Origin of the sequence: Micromonospora sp. NBC_01796 (assembly GCF_035917455.1) — a bacterium.
In the GTDB taxonomy this organism is placed as follows: domain Bacteria; phylum Actinomycetota; class Actinomycetes; order Mycobacteriales; family Micromonosporaceae; genus Micromonospora_G.
Genome location: NZ_CP109078.1, coordinates 1,213,370 through 1,233,246 on the forward strand (window position 1 = coordinate 1,213,370; position 19,877 = coordinate 1,233,246).

Annotated in this window: 12 protein-coding genes and 1 pseudogene; 1 reads left to right on the forward strand and 12 read right to left on the reverse strand. The window is 70.7% G+C overall.

All coding sequences use genetic code 11. The features are described from left to right. Positions 1-127: 127 nt before the first annotated feature. The 9 genes from OIE47_RS05605 to OIE47_RS05645 all read right to left on the reverse strand — a co-directional run bounded on the left by OIE47_RS05605 (position 128) and on the right by OIE47_RS05645 (position 13,786). Positions 128-2,518 carry a geranylgeranyl reductase family protein gene (locus OIE47_RS05605; RefSeq protein ID WP_326560425.1) on the reverse strand — a complete coding sequence of 797 codons (2,391 nt, stop codon included), beginning with the start codon at positions 2,516-2,518 and terminating at the stop codon, positions 128-130. Position 2,519: 1 nt separating this feature from the next. Next, positions 2,520-3,536: a polyprenyl synthetase family protein gene (locus OIE47_RS05610; protein ID WP_326560426.1), complete on the reverse strand. Its 1,017-nt coding sequence runs from the start codon at positions 3,534-3,536 to the stop codon at positions 2,520-2,522. Next, on the reverse strand, positions 3,529-7,242 hold the full coding sequence (locus tag OIE47_RS05615) for a PKD domain-containing protein (RefSeq protein WP_326560427.1): 3,714 nt from the start codon (positions 7,240-7,242) through the stop codon (positions 3,529-3,531). The genes OIE47_RS05610 and OIE47_RS05615 overlap by 8 nt, the downstream gene beginning before the upstream one ends. A 15-nt stretch (positions 7,243-7,257) precedes the next feature. Continuing rightward, a complete protein-coding gene (locus OIE47_RS05620; RefSeq protein ID WP_326560428.1) occupies positions 7,258-7,824 on the reverse strand; it encodes a hypothetical protein in 567 nt (188 codons plus the stop codon). A 165-nt stretch (positions 7,825-7,989) separates the two neighbouring features. Continuing rightward, the gene (locus tag OIE47_RS05625) at positions 7,990-8,610 is read right to left on the reverse strand and encodes a DUF402 domain-containing protein (protein ID WP_326562999.1); all 621 of its coding nucleotides are present in this window, start codon (positions 8,608-8,610) and stop codon (positions 7,990-7,992) included. Between the two features lie 89 nt (positions 8,611-8,699). Further along, on the reverse strand, positions 8,700-10,106 hold the full coding sequence (proS, locus tag OIE47_RS05630; protein WP_326560429.1) for a proline--tRNA ligase: 1,407 nt from the start codon (positions 10,104-10,106) through the stop codon (positions 8,700-8,702). A 467-nt stretch (positions 10,107-10,573) separates the two neighbouring features. After that, positions 10,574-11,047 (reverse strand): PPC domain-containing DNA-binding protein, encoded by a 474-nt coding sequence (locus OIE47_RS05635; RefSeq protein ID WP_326560430.1) that lies wholly within the window; start codon positions 11,045-11,047, stop codon positions 10,574-10,576. A 12-nt stretch (positions 11,048-11,059) separates the two neighbouring features. Then, positions 11,060-12,136, reverse strand: a complete 1,077-nt coding sequence (locus OIE47_RS05640) for an asparaginase (RefSeq protein ID WP_326560431.1) — start codon at positions 12,134-12,136, stop codon at positions 11,060-11,062. Positions 12,137-12,178: 42 nt separating this feature from the next. Then, positions 12,179-13,786, reverse strand: coding sequence for a hypothetical protein (locus OIE47_RS05645; protein WP_442792054.1), 1,608 nt, complete (start codon positions 13,784-13,786; stop codon positions 12,179-12,181). Positions 13,787-14,217: 431 nt separating this feature from the next. Here OIE47_RS05645 and OIE47_RS05650 point away from each other — a divergent pair. After that, positions 14,218-15,435, forward strand: a pseudogene (locus OIE47_RS05650) (UDP-N-acetylmuramate--L-alanine ligase); the annotation flags it as partial. A 138-nt stretch (positions 15,436-15,573) separates the two neighbouring features. Here the strand turns inward: OIE47_RS05650 and OIE47_RS05655 are convergent. From OIE47_RS05655 to ffh, 3 genes are all read right to left on the reverse strand, one after another. Continuing rightward, positions 15,574-16,971: a UDP-N-acetylmuramoyl-tripeptide--D-alanyl-D-alanine ligase gene (locus tag OIE47_RS05655; RefSeq protein ID WP_326560432.1), complete on the reverse strand. Its 1,398-nt coding sequence runs from the start codon at positions 16,969-16,971 to the stop codon at positions 15,574-15,576. Between the two features lie 221 nt (positions 16,972-17,192). Beyond that, the gene (locus OIE47_RS05660; protein ID WP_326560433.1) at positions 17,193-18,290 is read right to left on the reverse strand and encodes an amidohydrolase family protein; all 1,098 of its coding nucleotides are present in this window, start codon (positions 18,288-18,290) and stop codon (positions 17,193-17,195) included. Next, positions 18,287-19,834 carry a signal recognition particle protein gene (gene ffh, locus OIE47_RS05665; protein WP_326560434.1) on the reverse strand — a complete coding sequence of 516 codons (1,548 nt, stop codon included), beginning with the start codon at positions 19,832-19,834 and terminating at the stop codon, positions 18,287-18,289. Before ffh ends, OIE47_RS05660 begins: the two co-directional genes overlap by 4 nt. Positions 19,835-19,877 lie beyond the last annotated feature (43 nt).

Sequence of the window (19,877 nt, forward strand, 5' to 3'; positions counted from 1 at the left end):
CGCCCGGGTTAGAGGGCGCCGAACGCGTGCCGGATACCAGCGACCCATTGTGCCAGACCCGGTACGGATATCTCACCTCGGACCCGGTCAACCTGGCCATTCGCCATGATTGTCCGGTTCGTCGCTCTCACGACGCCTCCCCGTCCGCGTCGTCCCCGATCATCCCGGAGTACCACCCGTGCCGGACCACCGGCCCCTCGGCCAGCCGGTGCAGCAGGTCGCGGGCGGGCCCGTCGGGCACCCGGTCGAGCGCCCGGCGGGCCTGCCGGGCGTGCTCGTCGACCAGCCGGGCCAGCTCGGTCAGCTCGGCCAGGGAGCCCTCCGACGACGGCACCGCGACGCCGCGCGGTCCCCCGAGGCTCCCCCGAAGCTCGCCACCCGCCGGCCCCGGTTCGCCACCCGCCGGCCGTCGCTGCCCACCGGCCGCCCGCAGTTCGTCGGCCAGTGCGTAGCTCACCCCCAGGTGCCGCCCGTAGCGGGCCAGCGCGTCGACCACCGGCGGACCGGCACCGCCGAGCCGCCCGCCCAACCGGCAGGGCAGCTCGAACGTGGTGGCCATCCGGGCGGTGAGCAGCTCCACCCGCGCCGACCAGTCGACCCCGGCCACCGCTCCCACCCCCGTCCCGGTAGACGTCCCGGGCCGCAGACCGGGCAACGCCCCGGAAGACAGACCGGGCGACGGACCGGGCGGTGACCGGTGGGCGGTCGTACCGGGGATAGGTGTTCCGCCCGGTGGGGCGGCGTCGGCGGTACGGAGTTCCCGGGCCCGGCCCTCGCAGTTCGCGGTCAGCGCGTCGGCGAACTCCGTCACCACCGCCGCCCCGCCCTGGGCGGCCAACTCGTACGCGCGGGCGAGCAGGTAGTCGGCGAGCAGGATCGCGAACCGGCTCCCCCACGGCACCGGGGCCGGGCCGCCGTCCCGACCACCGGCCGGGTCACCGGCGCTCGGGGCGGCACGGGGCGACGGCACCCACGGGCCGGAGTCGCGGGACGGGGCGCCACGGGGTTTCGGGAGGCCGGGGGAAGGCCGGGCGGGCGGGGCGCCGGCACCGTCCATCGCCAGGCCGGCGAGCAGGCCGAGATCCACCGCCGCCGCCAGCGCGTGGCTGACCGGGCTGCGACGGCCGCCGACGTACGCGGCGGCGAGCAGGAGCACCGCCGGGCGGATCGAGACCGCCGCCGGGTCCCGGTCGACCGCGAGCAGCCGGACGAACATCGGCCAGTCCTCGCGTACGCAACCGGCCAGCAGCTCGGCCACGGCGGTAAGGTCCCGCCGCAGTGCTCGGCCCAGGCCGGGATCGAGCGGTGGGAGCGGCCTGAGGACCTGTTCGGCACGGACGCCGTCGGGATGCAGCGCCAACCACCGGCACAGGGTGAAGATCGGCCGGTCGTCGTCGAAGGTCGACTCCAGCATCCGCCAGGTGAGCAGGTAACGGCGTGCCGCGTGGCGGCCGGACTCGAAGTAACCGGCGTGCCGGGCGCCCAGCTCGCGGGCGTACGGGGTGGGGTCGACCGGTGCGTCGGCGGACTCGTGCAGCGCCGCGTCGATCTTGGCGGCGGCCAGCGTCCCGGACTCCAGCGCGAAGCTGATCCCCTCGCCCGTGAACGGGCTCACCAGCCCGGCGGCGTCGCCGACCAGCAGCAGCCCCGGCACCCCGCAACGGGCCGGGTCGAAGTCGAGCCGCAGCGGCGCCCCGCTCATCCGGCCCACCGGACGGGCCCGCCGGAACCGGGGGTCGGTCGCGATCAGGTCGGTCACGAACCGGTCGTAGAGGCTGCGGACACTGTCCCGGTGGGACGGGTCGAACAGGCCGACCCCGACGTTCACCACCCCGCCGCCGACCGGGAAGACCCAGCCGTACGAGGGCAGCAGGTGCCGTTCGGTCACGTCGAACAGCGGCATATGGATCTCCAGCAGCGGGTCGAGTCCGACCACACCGGTGAAATAACCACGGGCGGCGAAACCGGTCTGGTCCGCCGCGCCCGTACGGAGTCCGGCCTGCCGGCCCAGCCCGGAGTTTGCCCCGTCGGCGGCGACCACCACCGGAGCCCGGACCGCCATCCGCCGCCCCTCCCGTTCGATCTCCACCCCGCGTACGGCACCCGGCTCGCCCAGCAGGTAGGTCGCGCGGGCGTCGGGCCAGAGCGTGGCGCCGGCCCGGACCGCCGAGTGGCAGAGCTTCGCGTCGAGTTCCAGCCGGGGAACCACCATCCCGTACGCGAGCGGCCCGTCCCCGTCGTACCGGAAGTCCCGGCTGCCCCGGCCCCGCATCCGGACCCGGACCCCGACCACCCTGGCCGCCCCGTCCAGTTCCGCCAGCACCCCCATGTCGGCCAGCAGCCGCACCGCGGCCCGGGTCAGCCCGTCCCCGCAGCTCTTCTCCCGGGGGAAGCCGCGCCGGTCGACCAGCAGTACCCGCCGGCCCCGCCTGGCCAGGTGGTACGCGGTCGCCGACCCGGCCGGTCCGGCGCCGACGACCACCGCGTCGAGCCGGGCCGGGCCGATCTCCCCGGCCATCTCAACCGGCCCGGGCGATGGCATGGTCGGCCAGCCGCCACAGCGACTCCCGGGCCGGTCCTGCGGGCAGCCCGGCGAGGTGGCTCCGGGCACGGGCGGCGAGTTCGCGGGCCTCACCGAGGACCTGGTCCACCACCCCGGAGCGGAGCACCAGGTTGCGTACCTCGGCCAGTTGGGCGGCACCCGGTTCGAGCACACCGAGCAGTTCCCGTACCCGTAGCGCGGCCGGTGTGCCACGGGCCAGCAACCGGAGTACGGACAGCGTGTAGACACCCTCCCGGACGTCGCCGAGCGGGTACTTGCCCAGCCGCTCGGCGCTGCCCCAGACGTCCAGGGCGTCGTCGGCGAGTTGGAACGCGACGCCCAGGTCGTGGCCGTAGCGGGACAGGGCGGTGACGATCCGGTCCGGGGCACCCGCCAGCCGGGCACCCAGCCGGCACGGAAGTTCGAACAGGGTGGCGGTCTTACCGGCGATGATCTCCAGGTACTCGGCCTCGGTCAGGCCGGTGTGGAAGGCGTTCTCGGTCTCCCGGAGCTGACCGGTGCAGAGTTCCACCAGCGCCCGCGCGGTCTCCCGGCCGTAGCCGTCGTCGAAGGTGGCGATCAGCGCGCTCGCCCGCGCCACCAGGAAGGTGCCGGTGACCAGGGCGCTCGAGTCACCCCACTGGGCGTTCACGCTCGGCCCGTGCCGGCGGGTCACGGCCCGGTCGAGCACGTCGTCGTGGTAGAGCGTGGCCAGGTGGAGCAGTTCCAGGGCGGCGGCGGCGTCCAGTAACCGGTCCGGCCGGAAGGTGCCGAACTCCCCCGCCACCAGCAGCAACGCCGGCCGGATCCGTTTGCCGCCCCGGTCGAGCAGGGCGGTGGCCATCGTCCACAGGCCCGGATCCCGCGACGCCACCGCGTCCTTCATCCGCCGGTCCAGGTCGGCCAGGGCGGTACGGGTACGCGCACTGGTCAGCCACCGGTCGTCCACCGTCGCCGCACCGACCACCGTCATCACCTTCCTCGACTCAACCACGCCAGCCCCTTCCGATCGGACCCGTTGCCGCCGGGGTGCCGGCGCCGCCGGCCGGCGGGCGGGGACCGGGCGGTACGGGTGTTTCGAGCACCACCCGGCAGCGGACCAGGAACGCCTCCACCCCGCGACCGTCGACCCGGACCGCGACGATGCCCGGTCCGGTCAGTACCGCGACTCCCGGCAGCGCCGGACTGGCCGGGGGCACCTGCGCCCGGTCCCGGATGTTGCCGGCCGCGTCGACCGCGGTCAGCGACAGCGGGCGGCCACCGGCGTTGAGCAGGGTGAGCGTGACCCGCTCCGCCGGACGCGGCAGCCGGAGCACCAGGCCGAGACCGAGGCGCAGCGCCGTACCGGTGGCCGGGGGGTCCAACGGCACGACCGACCGACCACCACCGTCTGGTGTACGCAGGCCGAAGCCCTGCTCGGTCCACTCCGGCGGGAACTGGGTGCCCCGTTCCCGGTCACCGAAGTCGAGCGTGACCTCGGTCGGCGGCGGCGGGGCCGGCGGGCAGTACGGCTGCGCGGCGAGCAGCTCCACGTCGTCGAACCAGACCCGCTCCACACCCGGAGCCGGATCCCGCCCGTCCGGCCGGTACGCCTCCAGGAAAACCGTGATCGCGGCGGAACGGGCGGTGACCCGTACGGTCAGCGGGCTCCACCGCTCGGACGCCGTACCGTCGCTCCACACGATGGTGTCGGCGCCCGGGTCGTGGCCACCGGCCGGGTCGACGCCGAGCCGGGCCGTACCCGGCCGGGCCTGGTCCAGGTCGTACCAGGCGGTGAGCTGGTACAACCAGTCCGGGTTGGCGCCGATCCGCTGAAACACCCCGACCCGTTCACGGGCGGCGGCCTGGAGTCCCTGGGCACGACGTCCACCGTGGACGACGACGTTGCTCGCGGTGTGCCGGGGCGCGGTGTCGGTCGCCGCCGACGCGCACAGGTACGGCTCCCAGCCGATCGCCACCGCCCCGGTGCCGCGCTGGGTGAACCCGTCCTCGAAGTGCCGGTTGACCACGTCGACCGCCCGGATCACCACCTCGTCGCTGCCCGTACCGCCGTCGTCGTCGGCAACCGTGCAGCGGGCCAGGAAGGTGCCCCGGTCCGGGTACCGGTGCGCGGCGACCGCGTTCCCCCTACTCGCCGGGGACCGGTGGACCTCGGTCACCACCGCCGGGATCGGGGTGGCGCAGTCACCGAACGCCCAGGTCGCGGTGTGGGTGTCACACCACCCCGGATCGCTGAACGTGGCGGTGAGGGTGAGGACCGTACTCGGGTACGTGAACAGGTCCGGCCCGGCGTCCACGGTCGGCGGCACGTTCCGTACGGTCACCAGCCGGGAGTCGGTGGCCATGCCCCCGTTGCGGTCCCGGACCCGCAGGGTCACCTCGTAGACCCCGTTGTCGGACCAGGCGTGCCGTACGGTGCTGGTCCCCTCCGACCGGGGCGGTCTGCTCGTCTGGACCACCGTGCCCGGCTCGGTCCCGGACGCGTCACCGAAGTTCCAGGTGGTTTCGTGCGAGTCGGTCCAGTCCGGGTCGGAGAACCGGCCCACGAGCGTGACGAGTTCACCCTCGTCGACCACCAGGTCGGGGCCGGCATCGACGATCGGCGGCACGTTCGCCACGTACACCAGGGCGAAGCTCCGGCTGGTCGCGCCGCCGGGTTCGGTGATCGTGAGGGAGTGTTCGGCCAGGTAGACACCGCAGGCGGAGTAGGTGTGGGTGAGGTCGCGGGTCGTCGTCGCCGGGCTGCCGTCGCCGGGCGACCAGGTGTACCCGGCGGCCGGGGCGGTGTGCCCGGCGGTCAGGGTCAGCGCGGATCCGGCGGTCCCGGTGTACGAGCCGCCGCTGCGGGCGGCGAGCACCGGGGTCTGCGGGTGGGGGCCGAGCACCTCCAGGGTCCCGGCGAGGACCAGCCCGTCGGCGGCGATCGTGATCGGGTCGTGGAAGACGGCCCGGACCCGGCCGATCCGGGCGAGTTCGGGAGGCCAACCGGTGAGTCCCCGGAGCACACCGGTGACCGGGTCGGCCCTGGTCGAACTGCCGATGCTGGCGGCGACACCGCTGACCACGGCGGCCACCACCACGATGACGATCCCGACCAGGATGCTGCCCGCCCCCCAGCTCACCACCGCGAGGATGAGCGCCACCAGCCAGAACGCGGTCGACTCCGCCGGGTCGATGTCGGGGTCACCGACCACCTGGTACTCCATCGCCTGGATCCCGTCCGCGTCGAGCACCCCGTCGGGATGCCAGCGCAGGCCCGCGTCGGCCCGGAAGGTGGCGTCCACGTCGATGCTGCCGAGGACCGCGTCGACCACGGTCAGCGCACCGGTCATCCGGATCGCCCCGTCGACCAGCTCGACGTCGAGTTCGCGTACGTCGGCGCGGCTGCCGTCCCGGTCGACCCGGCGGGGCAGGTCCGCTGCGGCCCAGCCGTTGCCGGCGCGGGCGGCCTCGATCCCGGCCCGGACGACCGGTCCGGCCAGGGCGATCGCGAACTCCCGGCCGGCCGGGACCAGTGGGCCGATCGCCCCGATGTCCGCTCCGGGGGCGGCGTTGACCGCGATGACGAGCGAGTCGGAACGCGCCCGGGTGGCGACGTCCCGCGCCTCGAACCGTTCGCCGCCGGCCTGTGGGGTCCAGAGCGCCAGGTGACCGCGGGCGGCCAGGTCGGTGTGGAACAGGTCGCCGATCAGCGCGGCGAGCTGCCCGGCGGTCGGCACCGGCACCGTACGCGGCCCGAAGCCCTGGACCAGGTCCGCGCCCTGCCGGCCGAGCCGGGTACGGAGGGTGTTTTCGAGGAGTCCGAACAGGCTGCCGTTGTTCACGGTGTAGTTCGTGCCCTCCAGCCCCGGCGCGGGGGCGATCGGTCCGACGGTCACCACCGCCGTGTCGAACCGGACCGTGTACACCCCCGGCGGTGCCTCCAGCTCGGCGAGGATCTCCACCCGTGCCTCGATCCCCATCGGGTCGGCCAGTTCGGGCGCCGGCCCGTCTCCGATGAGGTCGACCATCCGCAGGTAGGCCGGGAGGCTGATCAGCACGTGTCCGGGGTCGGGTCGGGTCACCTCGATCCGGTAGCCGGGCTGCCCCTGGTCGTCGTAGAACTCCAGGTGGGTGTCGACGGTGTAGTTGTTGCCGCCGACGGAGAGCGCCTGCCCGGACTCGTCCCGCTCGTGCGGGATGGTCGGCACACCGGGGTGGACCGTCCCGCCCAGTTCCCCGTTGCCGTACGCGAGGTGCAGGTACTCGGCGAGGAGCTGGTCGAGTTTGCCGCCGACCGGATCACCGGTGACCATCACGTCGACCGCCGTACGGGGCAGCCCGTCGAACCGGATCCCGACGTCGAGGGAACCCGGCAGCGGCTCGATCGGCGCCTCGACCCGTACGGTGGCGGTCAGGTCGAGCAACCGGGCGGACGGAACCGGCGGGTCGGCGAGGGTCACCTGGACGATCGCGCCGAAGACGAGCCGGCAGCCGTCGATCTCGGGCACCAGTTCGGCGTCGAGGTGCTGCTGCGGGATCTCCAGTTGCCCGCCCGAGGTGGTCCGGCCGCCGAGGTCGAGCCCGGCCGGGATCGGCACGTACGCGGGGACCGTGCCGGTGTCGCCGCACCCGGCGGACTGCCAGGCCCCGCGCAGCGCCTTGCGCAGGACCGATGGCGTCGCCGCGATCACGACGTCGAACCCGTGGGTGTCGGCCATGGTCCTCCCTTCGCGCTACAGGTCGGCGGTCGGTGGGGTGCCCCGCCGCAACCGTGCGGCCACGACGGTCACCGGCGGTGTCCGCTCGCCGTCGAGCAGCGCGACGAAGATCCGTTCGGATGCGAACCGGGGCCGGGCGGCCGAGATCCGCCGGTAGTCGAGCAGCGGCGGCAGCACCGGATGCTGGTCGCGCAGACGCCGGAGCGGGTCCGGGCCGGCGCCACCGGGTCGCCAGCGCGGCGGTCTGGTGTCCAGCACCGGTCCCGGTGCCACGGCGACGATGCCGAGTTCGACGAGGAGCCGCCGTACGTCCTCGGCGTCGTCCGGGTCGACCGCCCGGCCGGCCAGTCCGGCAACCTCCCGACGCAGGTCGGCGAGGCGGCCGGCGGCGCCGGGGCCCAACCTGAGCTGGTCGGCGAGGGCGGGCCTGATCTCGGGGTCGATGCTGTAGTCCAGCCGCTCGATGGCGAGCAGCGGGTTGGCCGCGGCGGCGCGGCCCAACCGGGGGTCGGCGTTGACCCGGGCGAGGATCTCGGCCGCGCGTGCCTGCAGGTCTGCCCAGGAGGTGATCTGGTCGGCCACGGGGACCTCCCACCAGGGGAACGACTTGCCCGGAGCCTAGGGCCCTGACCTGCGGTTTTACGGCTTCTGTCAGGAGGGCGACACTCTTGGTAGTGCCATTTTGTCCGGACTCGCCGGTCGGTTCGGCGCGGAACCGCGGGAGCCGTCCCAGATCCCGCCGGGCGCTCAGCGCACCGGGGGCCGATCCCAACCCGGCGGCAGCGACGCCGGCACCGTCCACCCCGGATCGGGTACGAAGTCGCGCCAGGTTCCGTCGAACGGGAACTCGCCGGCCTCGATCATCCGTACCACCCGCTGCCCCTCGGCCCGTACCGCCGCCTCGTCCGGCACCCAGTAGCCGTCGGGGAAGGCGAGGCGCTCGACGAACTCCTCCTCGTCCTTCCAGCGCCAGGTCAGGTCCGGGTCGACCACGATGTCGAGGTCCTGGTCGACCACGTCCACCCCGGCCACCTCGCCGTCGTCCCAGCGCACACCGTGCTCTTCGAGGTTGACGTACCAGTGGGCGAACCGGTCCTCGGCGTCGCGGAACAACCAGACCGAGTGGTCGGCACCGGTCGGCAGGAACTTCAGCAGCGGCGGACCCGCCCAGACGCCGGTGGCGAGCCGGTAGGAACGGCTCAGCCACTCGGCGAACGGCATCGCCCGCATACCCCGGCCGTCGTCGGCGACCTCGTGCGCGACCGGCGCACCACGCGCGATCCAGACCAGCAGACCGCGCTCGTCGTCGCTGACCACCCGGGCCGACCGGACCCAACCGATCCGCCCCCGACGCACGTTGCGGTGCATGATCAGCCGGCCGGGGGCGAACCGGGACGCGGACGTCCCGGTCAGCAGGTCGTCGCGGGCACTGGCGGACACCGCAGGATCAGCGGGCCTCAGTAGGAGCGGGCCAGGATGGCGACCAGGTCGGGCTCGTCCTCCGAGTCCGGCACCGAGCCGTCGGCACGAACCAGGCAGCGTACGGTGACACCCTGCCCGTTCGCCTCGGCCTCGCCCTCGACACCGACCGCCGACCACGGCACCCGGGCCCAGCCGGTGGCCGCCGCCTCGATCGCCTCGGCCAGCGTGCTCACCTCGAAGGTGCGGGACCTGCGCAGTTCGAGGGCCTCGTCGTGCAGGGCCTTCTGGTCGGCGTCGAGCGCGGCGAGCACCGCCGAGACCGCGTCGGCGACCGGGACCGGGGTCTTCGACCCGTCCGTACGCCGGACCACGACCGCGTTTCCGGCGGCCAGGTCGCGGGGGCCGACCTCGACCCGTACCGGATAGCCCTTGAGCTCGGCGTCGACGGCCCGGCGGCCGAACGGGGTGTCGACCCGCTCGTCCAGTGCGACCCGGACCCCGGCGTCGCGCAACGCGTCGCGGAGCTTCGCCGCCGCCTCGCTGACCCCGTCGCCGGCCTTGACCACCATCACGTACGCCTGGATCGGGGCGAGCCGGGGCGGCACCCGGAGCCCGTTGTCGTCACCGTGGGTCATGATCAGGCCGCCGAGCATCCGGGTCGAGGTGCCCCAGGAGGTGGTCCACGCGTGCTGCATGCCGCCGGTCGCGGCGGAGTAGGTGATGTCGAACGCCTTGGCGAAGTTCTGCCCGAGCTCGTGGCTGGTGCCGAGTTGCAGCGCCTTGCCGTCGCCCATCATGCCTTCGAGCGTGTACGTGCTGGTCGCACCGGCGAACCGCTCACGCGCGGTCTTGCGCCCGACCACCACCGGGATGGCCAGTACGTTGACCATCATGTCCTCGTACACCTCGTGCAGGATCCGGCGGGCGTAGGCCCGCGCGTCCGCCTCGTCGACGTGCGCGGTGTGCCCCTCCTGCCACAGGAACTCGCTCGTACGCAGGAAGATCCGGGGGCGCAGTTCCCACCGCACCACGTTCGCCCACTGGTTGAGCAGCAGCGGCAGGTCCCGGTACGAGTCGACCCACTTGGCCATGAACTCGCCGATCACGGTCTCGCTGGTGGGGCGTACCACGATCGGCTCGGCCAGCGGCTTGCCGCCACCGTGGGTGACCACGGCCAGCTCCGGGGAGAAGCCCTCGACGTGCTCGGCCTCACGCTTGAGGTAGGACTCCGGGATGAACAGCGGGAAGTAGGCGTTCTCCGCCCCTGCCGCCTTGATCCGGTTGTCCATCTCGGCCTGCATACGCTCCCAGATGGCGTAGCCCGCTGGTCGGATGACCATCGTGCCACGCACCGGGCCGTTGTCGGCGAGCTGCGCTTTGGCGATCAGGTCCTGGTACCAGCGGGGGAAATCCTCCGCACGGGGAGTGAGCACGCGTGCCATGACCACGTATCCTATGCGCCCCCCGGCACCCCCCACCCCACCCCCACCCCCCGACGCCGCCCCACAGCGAGGAGCGCGACGATCTTGCAGTTGTGGTCGTTCACAAATCCGACCAAGGCCACGATTCGCGGCACCACAACTGCAAGATCGCCCGGGTTTGGGGTTGGGGGAGGGAGGGGTGGGTGGTACTCGCGGGTTGGGCGACTGATCGGCAGGGCTGTGGCGACGTGCTGCCCCCATGGGGGCAGGAATTCGCCACAGCGCGTGGGCACCACTCATTCGGTTGACGAAGTCTGGTCACGAGGGCGGCGGTCGCGCCAGGCTCCAGCCCGCGAACCTTGATCCACGCGCTGAGCCGTTGCCCAGGGCGCCCCGAGAACAGCTCAGCGTGCACGGATCAAGCGAGCCAGCTCAGTACGCGTCGATCAAGGGCAAGACGCGTCAGCGGACGACCTGCCCCAGAGGACTCACACTCCGGGGATGGAGTCGATCCGAAGAAGCGGCACGTCGTAGAGGTGCGGCTGTCGTGGACGGCTCATCGCCGGCTGCGTGACCTCGATGATGACCAACTCCGTGACGAACTGAACCGTGGCAGCAAGCAGGTGACTGGTGTGCCCAACCGCACTTTGGGCCTTCAACCCGACGCTGACGTGGATATGAGGCAAAACGGTATCGGTCGTATCGTCGTAGGCGAGCGTGCCGGCGCCAAGCGCCTCGACGTTCGTCAAGTGGACCTTGGACCAGACAGGAGCTTGGGGATCTTCGAGGCGCTCACAGGTCCCGACGATCTCGACGCTACTCATACCGCCGATGAACATGGGAATGTATCCCTGACGAATACCGTGGACCTGGCACGCGTCGGCAAGAGCTGTGTAGAAGTCCTCGCCGTGGTCCATGACAACCACCAACGTACGTCCGGCGGTCACCTCATGACTGCGCATCCGTGTGCCCCTTCAGAGATCCGCTGCCGTCACCGTGGCCCGAGCGGGTGCCGGCCACGACCACTCTGCGGGGTCACCCAATCCGCCAGCAGCCTGGAAGGCCGCCGCGACCTGGGCGCGGTCGGCACCCCTGGCGAGACACAGGTGCAGCAGGATGCGTGCCTTGTACGGGTCGAGCAGCCCGGCAGAGATGAGACCTCGGCTCAACAGGTCGCGCTCGGAGCCGGGGAATCCATAGGTGCTGGAAAGGACAGGGCCGGCGCCGGTGCGGGAGGCAAGGACCACGGGAATCCGAGCGGACAGGTCCGTCAGTGGGAGCACCCACGCCTCCGGGACATGGCCCACCCCGAAGCCCGCCACGATGAGGCCATCAACCTGGTCGGCGAGCGCCGTAAGAATCTGGCCGTCGTCACCGATAGTCGCCGTGTGTAGACCGATTCGCCGCTGGCGGGGGCCAGGCTCGAACGGGCCCTGCAAGACGTGGCGTCGTACGCGGTTGAGAATCCTGGGAATGCCCTCGATGAGGTACCCCAGTGGCCCTCCGTCGGGAGAGGCGAAGGTAGCGGCGCTGGTCGAGTGGGTCTTGCGCACGCGGGCCGCCGCGTGGATTTCGTCGGCGAGAACCACTACGGAGCCGAGGTGTCGGGCCTGCGCGCTGGCCGCCACGACGATGGCGGCAAGGAGGTTGCCCGCGCCATCCGCGCCGGCAAGGGTGGGGTTGCGCATAGCCCCGGTTACCACCACGGGCTGCGGCTGGTCATGGAGCAGGTCGAGCAGGTAGGCGGTCTCCTCGATCGTGTCCGTGCCCTGCGTGATCACCGCCCCGGCCACCCCGAGGTCGAAATGTCCCCGCACCTGGGAAGCGAGTTCCGTCAGATCCTCGAAGGTCAACGATGCACCTGGGCGGTTGCGGAAGTTGACCACCTTCACGTCGATGCCGGTGTCCCCCAGGCCAGGTACCGCAGCGACGAGTTGATCGGCTGACAGGGCAGGCACAACGCCACCGGCAGCCCCGGTGGTCATAGCGATGGTGCCGCCAAGGCCGAACACGACAACTCGCGGCACGTCATCGGCAGGTGTCGCGGCCACGCAAGATCTCCTCGACGCAATCGGTTGTGGTGGTGGCTGAGCCTAGTAGGCGTCGAGGTCGACACCGGCGACGTATCGACAGCTACGGTCGATGCCGGCCGTCGAAAGGTGGCGGCTTCGCGGTTGGGCGATCCCCGCGAGGCCATGATCAGCAAGCTCGCGGCAGCGACGGACCAGGGGTAACCAGTCCAACCCCAGGTAGTCGGCAAGTGCGCGGAGCCTCTCATGGGACGCGGGCCCGGCGATAACCGAGTGGATTATGGCCCCGTTGGCGGCGTCGGTGTACTCCCGCAGTGTTGACCGATCACTGGTGACGTCAACGTGCCAGATGCCATCGGCCCGCACCCAGGTCGCAACGATCGCGCGACGACGGTCGGAGACAAATCCGGCTGTGCCGGCGTACTCCGGCTCGTCGGTGACGACGACCTTGATGCCGTATGACTCTATGAGGGCCACCGCCAGCAGCAACAAGATCCGTTCGCCCGTGGGTGACCCGTCGAGCGCTGAACGCGGGATGCAGAAGATGCGTACGGGTCCCGCGCCGATGAATCGTTCGGCCGTCGCCCGCAGGTATTCGAGTTTGTGGCCGAACAGCAACCAGGTGCTGGCCTCCTCCCCGTTGCTCTCCTGGGTCCAGAACACGGGTACGTCAGTCAACGTCGGGTAGTGGCGGCGAATGTGGCCGGCACAGAACGCGGAACCGAGCCAGATCTGCGCGGCGGGCGTGAGGTCAGCGGCGAGATCCCGGCTTGCCGCCGACCGCACCATAGGCTCATATCCGGGCAGGTCACGACGTGATTCTTCTAGCAGATCGTCGTCGGCGAGCAGTGCTGCGTCAAGGTTTGTCACAGCCCACAGGACGGCGGAGGTGAGCTCGTCAAGGACGTAAGCGTGGGGAATTGCTAATCGCGCCCCGGGCATTGCGCCGCGCAGCCGCCGGCGAACGTGCCGAGAATCCATCCCGAACAGTCGGTTGCCGTCCCTGCTCTCCGTGCTGCCGACCACCAGTGCTCGCCCTGGCCGGTTGAGGATCGGATCGTCACCGTATCCGTCCGGAACCGTGACCATGATCTGCCCACGGATGACGGCAGGGTGCACGTATGCCTCAAGTGCTAACCCTGGAAAGAATCGGCCCTCGGGTGCCCACAGTGTGAACGGCTGTCGCAATGGCGCTGTCGCAGCGGGTCCCCGCCCGGGCGCCAGCAGCGACACCGGGGCAGGCGCTAGCGGATCACCGAACTGGAACGAATCTTTCGAGCGGGGTCCGGACTGAGGGACCAAGCCCCGATGTTGAAGGACGTGTGCGCCCGGCGTCTGCCATGCAACGGCTCCCTTCTCCCTGCCGCCAACGTTGACTGACTCCCCCGGGGCATGGCCACTACGAGCCTTAGCCGCACAGAAACCCAGATCGACGTCGTCCCTGACATTGAGGACCACCCGAAGCGCCTTCCGGTATTCCTCCTGTGGCCATCGGATCTCACCTCGCTCCAGCTTGCCGACGTAGTTCGCATCGAAGCCGCTGTGCGCCGATCTGTGGCCGTACAGCAAATTGTTGACGAGATCCGCGAGCTCTTTCCGCGAGGTCGGCTTACCAGGGTGGACAGATGACGGCACCTGCTCCCGTGCCAAACGGAGAAGATCGTTCGACACGATCCGTCCTCCGATACCTGTCTCGGGTCCCGGTGTCGACGGCAACCGTGCCGCGCCACACACAATTCAGCGAGGTCCGGTCACAGAGTAATCGAATTCTTGGACCGAACACAGGGGGAGGGATGGGGATCCTCCCCCTGTCGAAGGATCCCCATCCCTCCCCATCCAGGGATCTTTCCTCCGCACACCTCGATCGCTCAACTTGGTTGTCAGAACCGCGAGAGCCGACTGCCAGGTCACCGGAATCAATCGGGCACATTGTCCAACTGCCTGGCTACGCGGGCCAGCTCTACGAGATCAGGTTGTTGACCGCCTATGACAAGGAGAACGGCACCATGACCGACACTGTCACCGGCAACCCCGTTGCCACGGCCTACACCGGGCCATTCAGCCTCGACCGACCCCATTTCGTGGGAGTTGGCGGGTGCGCGATGTCCGGGCTGGCCCGGCTGCTTGCGGAGTCCGGCCGGCGCGTGACCGGCAGCGACATCGCCGACTCGCCTACCCTGGAAATGCTGCGCACGGCTGGCGTGATCACGTACCCCGGCCACCACCGGAGTTACATCGAGGGCGCGTCCTGCGTCGTCTACACCACCGTCGGCCAGGGCGCCGACGAGGTGCACGCCGCCCGCAGCGCAGGCATCCCTGTGATCCACCGCGCGCAGGCCATCGAGGCCCTGTGCACCCGGCGCAGGCTTATCGCGGTATCCGGATCGCACGGGAAGTCCACCACCGCGGGCGTACTTGCCACCGCCCTACGCCAACTCGGCGAGGACCCCACCTACCTCATCGGCGCCGACCTGGATGCCCCAGGCTCGGGCGCCCGGCTCGGCAAATCGGACCTGATGGTCGTGGAGGCGGACGAGTCGGACCGCTCCTTCCTCTTCCTGCCGCCGGCCATCGCCGTGATCACCAACGTGACCGACGATCACCCCGAAAACTTCGCCACCCACGCCGAACTGGTCGATTCCTACGTCGCGTTCGCGGAGCGGATCGTGAAAGGTGGTGTCCTCATCGTCAACGCCGACGATGAGGGGGCCGCAGAGGTCGCCGCGCGCATCGCGGCGTACCGGGCAGACCTGCGGGTGCTGAGCTACGGCCGAAGCGGCACAGCCGACTACCGGCTGACAAGCGTGGCCGGTAGCGGATGGAACCTCCGCGCGGAGGTGGTACTACCCAGTGGCCAGGAGGTCGCGCTGGCGCTGTCGACGCCGGCCCCGCACCACGTCCATAACGCCATCGCAGCGCTCGCCTGTACGAACGTCCTCGGCGTCGGACCGGTCGCCGCGTCCCAGGCGGTATCCACGTTCACCGGAGTCCGGCGTCGGTTCGAGAACCTCGGGACGGTTGCCGGGGTAACGGTGATCGACAGCTACGCCGACCACCCGAATGAAATATTGGCCGACCTCTGTGCCGCCCGGACCCTGACCGTCGGTCAGGTTCTCGTCGCGTTCCAGCCCTCCGGACACTCCCGCGTGGCTGCCTTCGGCGCTGTCATCGGTGAAATCCTGAATGAGCGTGCGGATCACGTCATGCTGCTCGACGTACACGGGACCCTTCCGACCACAGGGCCCACCGCCGACGCGGCACAGATCGCTACCCGGTTGGACGACGACCGCTACACCCTGCCCATGGGCTCGAAGCACGTCGCATGGATCGTGAACCAGATGGCCAAGCCGGGTGACGTGGTGCTGACCATGGGCACCGGGTCGTCACGACCTACGGGAAGGTCATCATCGACCAACTCGCCGCCCGAAAAGCGCCATCACAGACGGTCTAGCCCCCCACTAGACCACCGGCACGCCGTCGGACTCCGTCAACTGGTGCGCGAGCGCCTGGAGTCCGGCGGCGTTTGCCGCCTTCACCAGCACCACATCGCCCGGCCGGAGTCCGACGCGCAGCTTCCCGAGCGCCGCTGAGGCATCCGGCACCCGATCCACGACCGTGCTCCCGGTGGACGCGCCGGCCGCATACTGGTCCGCACCGTCGCCACCGATTGCCACCAGCCAGGCAGCCCCGATGCCCGCGACCCGTTCCCCGATCTCCCGATGGGTCTGCGTCGCTTGATCCCCCAGTTCGGCCATCTCGCCGAGCACCGCGACTGCGCGACGGCCATCGCGGGCGCTCATGTCGGCCAGCGCCAGCAGCGCCGCCCGCATCGCGTCCGGGCTCGCGTTGTAGGCGTCGTTGATGACCGTGATCCCGTCCGGCCGTACGGTCACCTGCATCCGCCCCGGCGACAGCGCCTCCGCCTGTGACAGCCCCTCCGCTACAGCACCGACGGGGTGACCCAGTCCGATCGCGACGGCCGCCGCAGCGAGCGCATTCGCCACCTGATGCGTCCCATACAGCCGCAGCCGCACCTCAGCCCGGTCGGCACCGAAGACGAGCCGGAACACGGGGCGGCCAAGGTCATCGGAAGTGACATCCTCGGCTCGCACGTCGGCGTTGTCATCGAGGCCGAAGGTCAACACCCTCGCCCTGGTCCTGGCGGCCATCCCCAGCACCTTCGGGTCATCCGCGTTGAGTACCGCCAGTCCATCGTCGGGCAGTGCTTCGACCAGCTCGCCCTTGGCGGTCACGATGTTGTCGACCGAGCCGAACTCGCCCACGTGGGCGAATCCGATCTTGGTCACCACGCCTACCCTGGGCGGAGCGATCGAGGTCAGATACCTGATGTGACCGATTCCCCTGGCGCCCATCTCCAGCACGAGATATCGAGTGTCGGCCGTCGCCCTGGTAACCGTGTACGGCAGGCCCAGCTCATTGTTGTTCGAGGCACGGTTGGTGACGGTGTCCCCGAACCCCGCCAGCACCTGACCCAGGATGTCCTTGGTCGAAGTCTTGCCGACCGACCCCGTCACACCGATCACCGTCGCATTGCCGAGACGATCGACCAGTGCCCGCGCCAGCCGGCCATAAGCGGTCACCACGTCCTCGACCACGATTGCCGGCACGCCAACCGGACGCGACGCCAGCACGCCCGCCGCGCCCGCCTCGGTGGCAGCAGCGGCGAAGTCGTGCCCGTCCACCCGCTCGCCGGGCAGCGCGACGAACAGGCCGCCCCGCTCCACCTGTCGCGAGTCGAACACCACGGGAGCCACAACGGTCACGGCTGGATCATCGGCATCATGGACGACGCCACCTATGGCTGCGGCGATTTCCTCCAGGGAAAGAGCAAGCACACCGGCAACCTACCGCTTCTCCCACCGCGCAGGTGTTCAACCACCGGTCGGCGGACCAGCTTCCCTTGATCCACGCGCGCTGAGCTGTTGCCCAGGGCGCCCCGAGAACAGCTCAGCGCGCGTGGATCAAGCGAGACACCTCAGCGCGCGTGCTCAAACGAGACGGTCAGCGCGTGGATCACGCGAGACACCTCGGCGCGCGTGGATCAAGGGGCGATGCGTCAGCGGACGACTTGGCCGCGTAGGACTATGCGGCTCGGGGTGCGGAGCACCCGCAGGTCGGTGCGGGGGTCGGTGTCGTAGACGACGAGGTCGGCGAGGCCGCCTTCGACCAGGCCGGGGAAGCCAAGCCACGCTCTGGCTCCCCAGGAGCCCGCGGCGAGGACGTCCAGGGTGGACATGCCGGCCCGCTCGTGCAGCAGCAGCATCTCCTCGGCGGCGAGGCCGTGGTTGATCCCACCACCGGCGTCCGTACCGACGAAGATCGGCACGCCGGCCTCGTACGCGGCCCGGACCACGTCGGGGAAGCCGTCGCGCAGGGCGAGCATGTGTTTGGCGTAGCCGGGGAAGCGTTCGGCGGCACGTTCGGCGATGCCACCGAAGGTGTCGATGTTGATCATCGTGGGGACGAGTGCGGTGCCCCGGCGGGCCATCTCGTCGACCAGGTCCACGCCGAGCCCGGTGCCGTGCTCGACCGAGTCCACCCCGGCCCGGACCATGATGTCGACGGCGGACTCGGAGAAGGTGTGCACCGCGGCGCGTACCCCGGCTTCGTGCGCGGCCCGGACCGCGTCGGTCAGGGTGGCTTCGTCCCAGGTCGGCGCCAGGTCGCCGGCGTCCCGGTCGATCCAGTCGCCGACCAGCTTGACCCAGCCGTTGCCGGCCGCCGCCTGTTCGGCCACGGCCGCCCGCAACTCGCTCGCCGGCACCTCGACCCCGATGTCGCGCAGGTAGCGCTTCGGCGGGGCGATGTGCCGGCCCGCGCGGGCCAGTCGCGGCAGTCCCGGCTCGTCGTCCAACTCCGGGTACGGGTACGGCGAACCCGCGTCCCGGATCGCCAGGACCCCCGCCTCCCGGTCCGGTACGGCGAGCGCCCGAGCCTCGTCCAGCCCGGTGATCGGCCGCCCGCTCGGGGCGATGCCGATGTGGCAGTGCGCGTCCACGAGTCCGGGCAGCACGAACCCGCCGTCGTTGATCGTCTGCGCCCCGGCCACCGGCTCGTACGTGACCCGGTCACCAACCAGCCACAGATCACGTACCTCGTCGTCGGGGAGCAGGACCCCGCGTACGTGCAGTGAAACCGGGTCAAGCTGGCTCACTTGTTGTCGTCGGGCCGCTTGGTGAGCTTGTTGAAGTCGAGTTTCGGCAGCTTGAAGCCGGGCGGCAGGCCCTGCCCGGCACCCGGGTCCAGGCCCGGCGGGAGTTGCGGCATGCCGGGCATCCCGCCACCGGGGAAGCCACCGGCGGGACCGCCGACGCGGGGGCGGTTGCCGCCCTTGGTGCCCTTGCGCTTGTTCTTCGGCGACTTGGTCGCCTTGCGCCGGCCACCGGGCAGGCCCATCATGCCGCCCATCTGCTTCATCATCTTCTGCGCTTCGGTGAAGCGGTTGAGCAGCTGGTTGACGTCCATCACGGTGACCCCGGAGCCGTTGGCGATGCGGAGCCGGCGGGAGCCGTTGATGATCTTCGGGTTGGTCCGCTCGCCGGGCGTCATGCCCCGGATGATCGCGGTGACCCGGTCGAAGTGGCTGTCGTCCAGGTCGGCGAGCTGGTCCTTCATCTGTCCCATGCCGGGCATCATGGCCAGCACGTTGGCGATCGGACCCATCCGCCGTACGGCGATGAGCTGGTCGAGGAAGTCCTCCAGGGTGAACTGCTCACCGCCCATCAGCTTGGCGGTCATCTTCTCCTTCTGATCGGAGTCGAAGGCCTGCTCGGCCTGCTCGATCAGAGTGAGCATGTCGCCCATGCCGAGGATCCGGCTCGCCATCCGGTCCGGGTGGAAGACGTCGAAGTCCTCCAGCTTCTCACCGGTGGAGGCGAACAGGATCGGCTGCCCGGTGACCTCGCGTACGGACAGCGCCGCACCACCGCGGGCGTCACCGTCGAGCTTGGAGAGGACAACGCCGGTGATGCCGACCCCGTCGCGGAACGCCTCGGCGGTCCGTACGGCGTCCTGACCCACCATTGCGTCGATCACGAAGATGACCTCGTCCGGGTCGACCGCGTCCCGGATCGAGGCGGCCTGGGCCATCATCTCGGCGTCGATGCCGAGCCGGCCGGCGGTGTCGACGATGACGATGTCGCGGGCGGCCCGCTTGGCGTACTCGATCGACGCCTTGGCCACCTGGACCGGGTCACCGACACCGTTGCCCGGCTCGGGGGCGTAGACCTCGACGCCGGCCCGACCGCCGAGCACCTGCAACTGGCCGACCGCGTTCGGACGCTGGAGGTCGGCGGCGACCAGCATCGGCTGGTGGCCCTGTGCCTTGAGCCAGCGGGCGAGCTTGCCGGCAAGGGTGGTCTTACCGGAACCCTGGAGACCGGCGAGCATGATCACGGTCGGCGGGTTCTTGGCGAACTGGAGCCGCCGGCCCTCGCCGCCGAGGACCGCGACCAGCTCCTCGTGCACGATCTTGATGACCTGCTGGGCGGGGTTGAGCGCCTGGGAGACCTCGGCGCCCCGGGCCCGTTCCTTCAGGTTCGCGATGAAGGACTTGACGACGGGCAGCGCGACGTCGGCCTCCAGCAACGCCAGCCGGATCTCCCGGGCGGTGGCGTCGATGTCGGCGTCGGTGAGCCGACCCTTTCCACGGAGCTTGGTGAAGATCCCGGAGAGGCGGTCACTCAAGGTGTCAAACACGGCGCAACATCCCGTTTGTCTAGTTTCCGCGAGCAGGACTCGG

Bases quoted from the DNA above. Each gene is read 5' to 3' on its own strand.
- OIE47_RS05635 (WP_326560430.1), bottom strand. From the start codon at position 11,047: ATGCGCAGTCATGAGGTGACCGCCGGACGTACGTTGGTGGTTGTCATG.
- OIE47_RS05625 (WP_326562999.1), bottom strand. From the start codon at position 8,610: ATGCACCGCAACGTGCGTCGGGGGCGGATCGGTTGGGTCCGGTCGGCC.
- proS (WP_326560429.1), bottom strand. From the start codon at position 10,106: ATGGCACGCGTGCTCACTCCCCGTGCGGAGGATTTCCCCCGCTGGTAC.
- OIE47_RS05605 (WP_326560425.1), bottom strand. From the start codon at position 2,518: ATGGCCGGGGAGATCGGCCCGGCCCGGCTCGACGCGGTGGTCGTCGGC.
- OIE47_RS05615 (WP_326560427.1), bottom strand. From the start codon at position 7,242: ATGGCCGACACCCACGGGTTCGACGTCGTGATCGCGGCGACGCCATCG.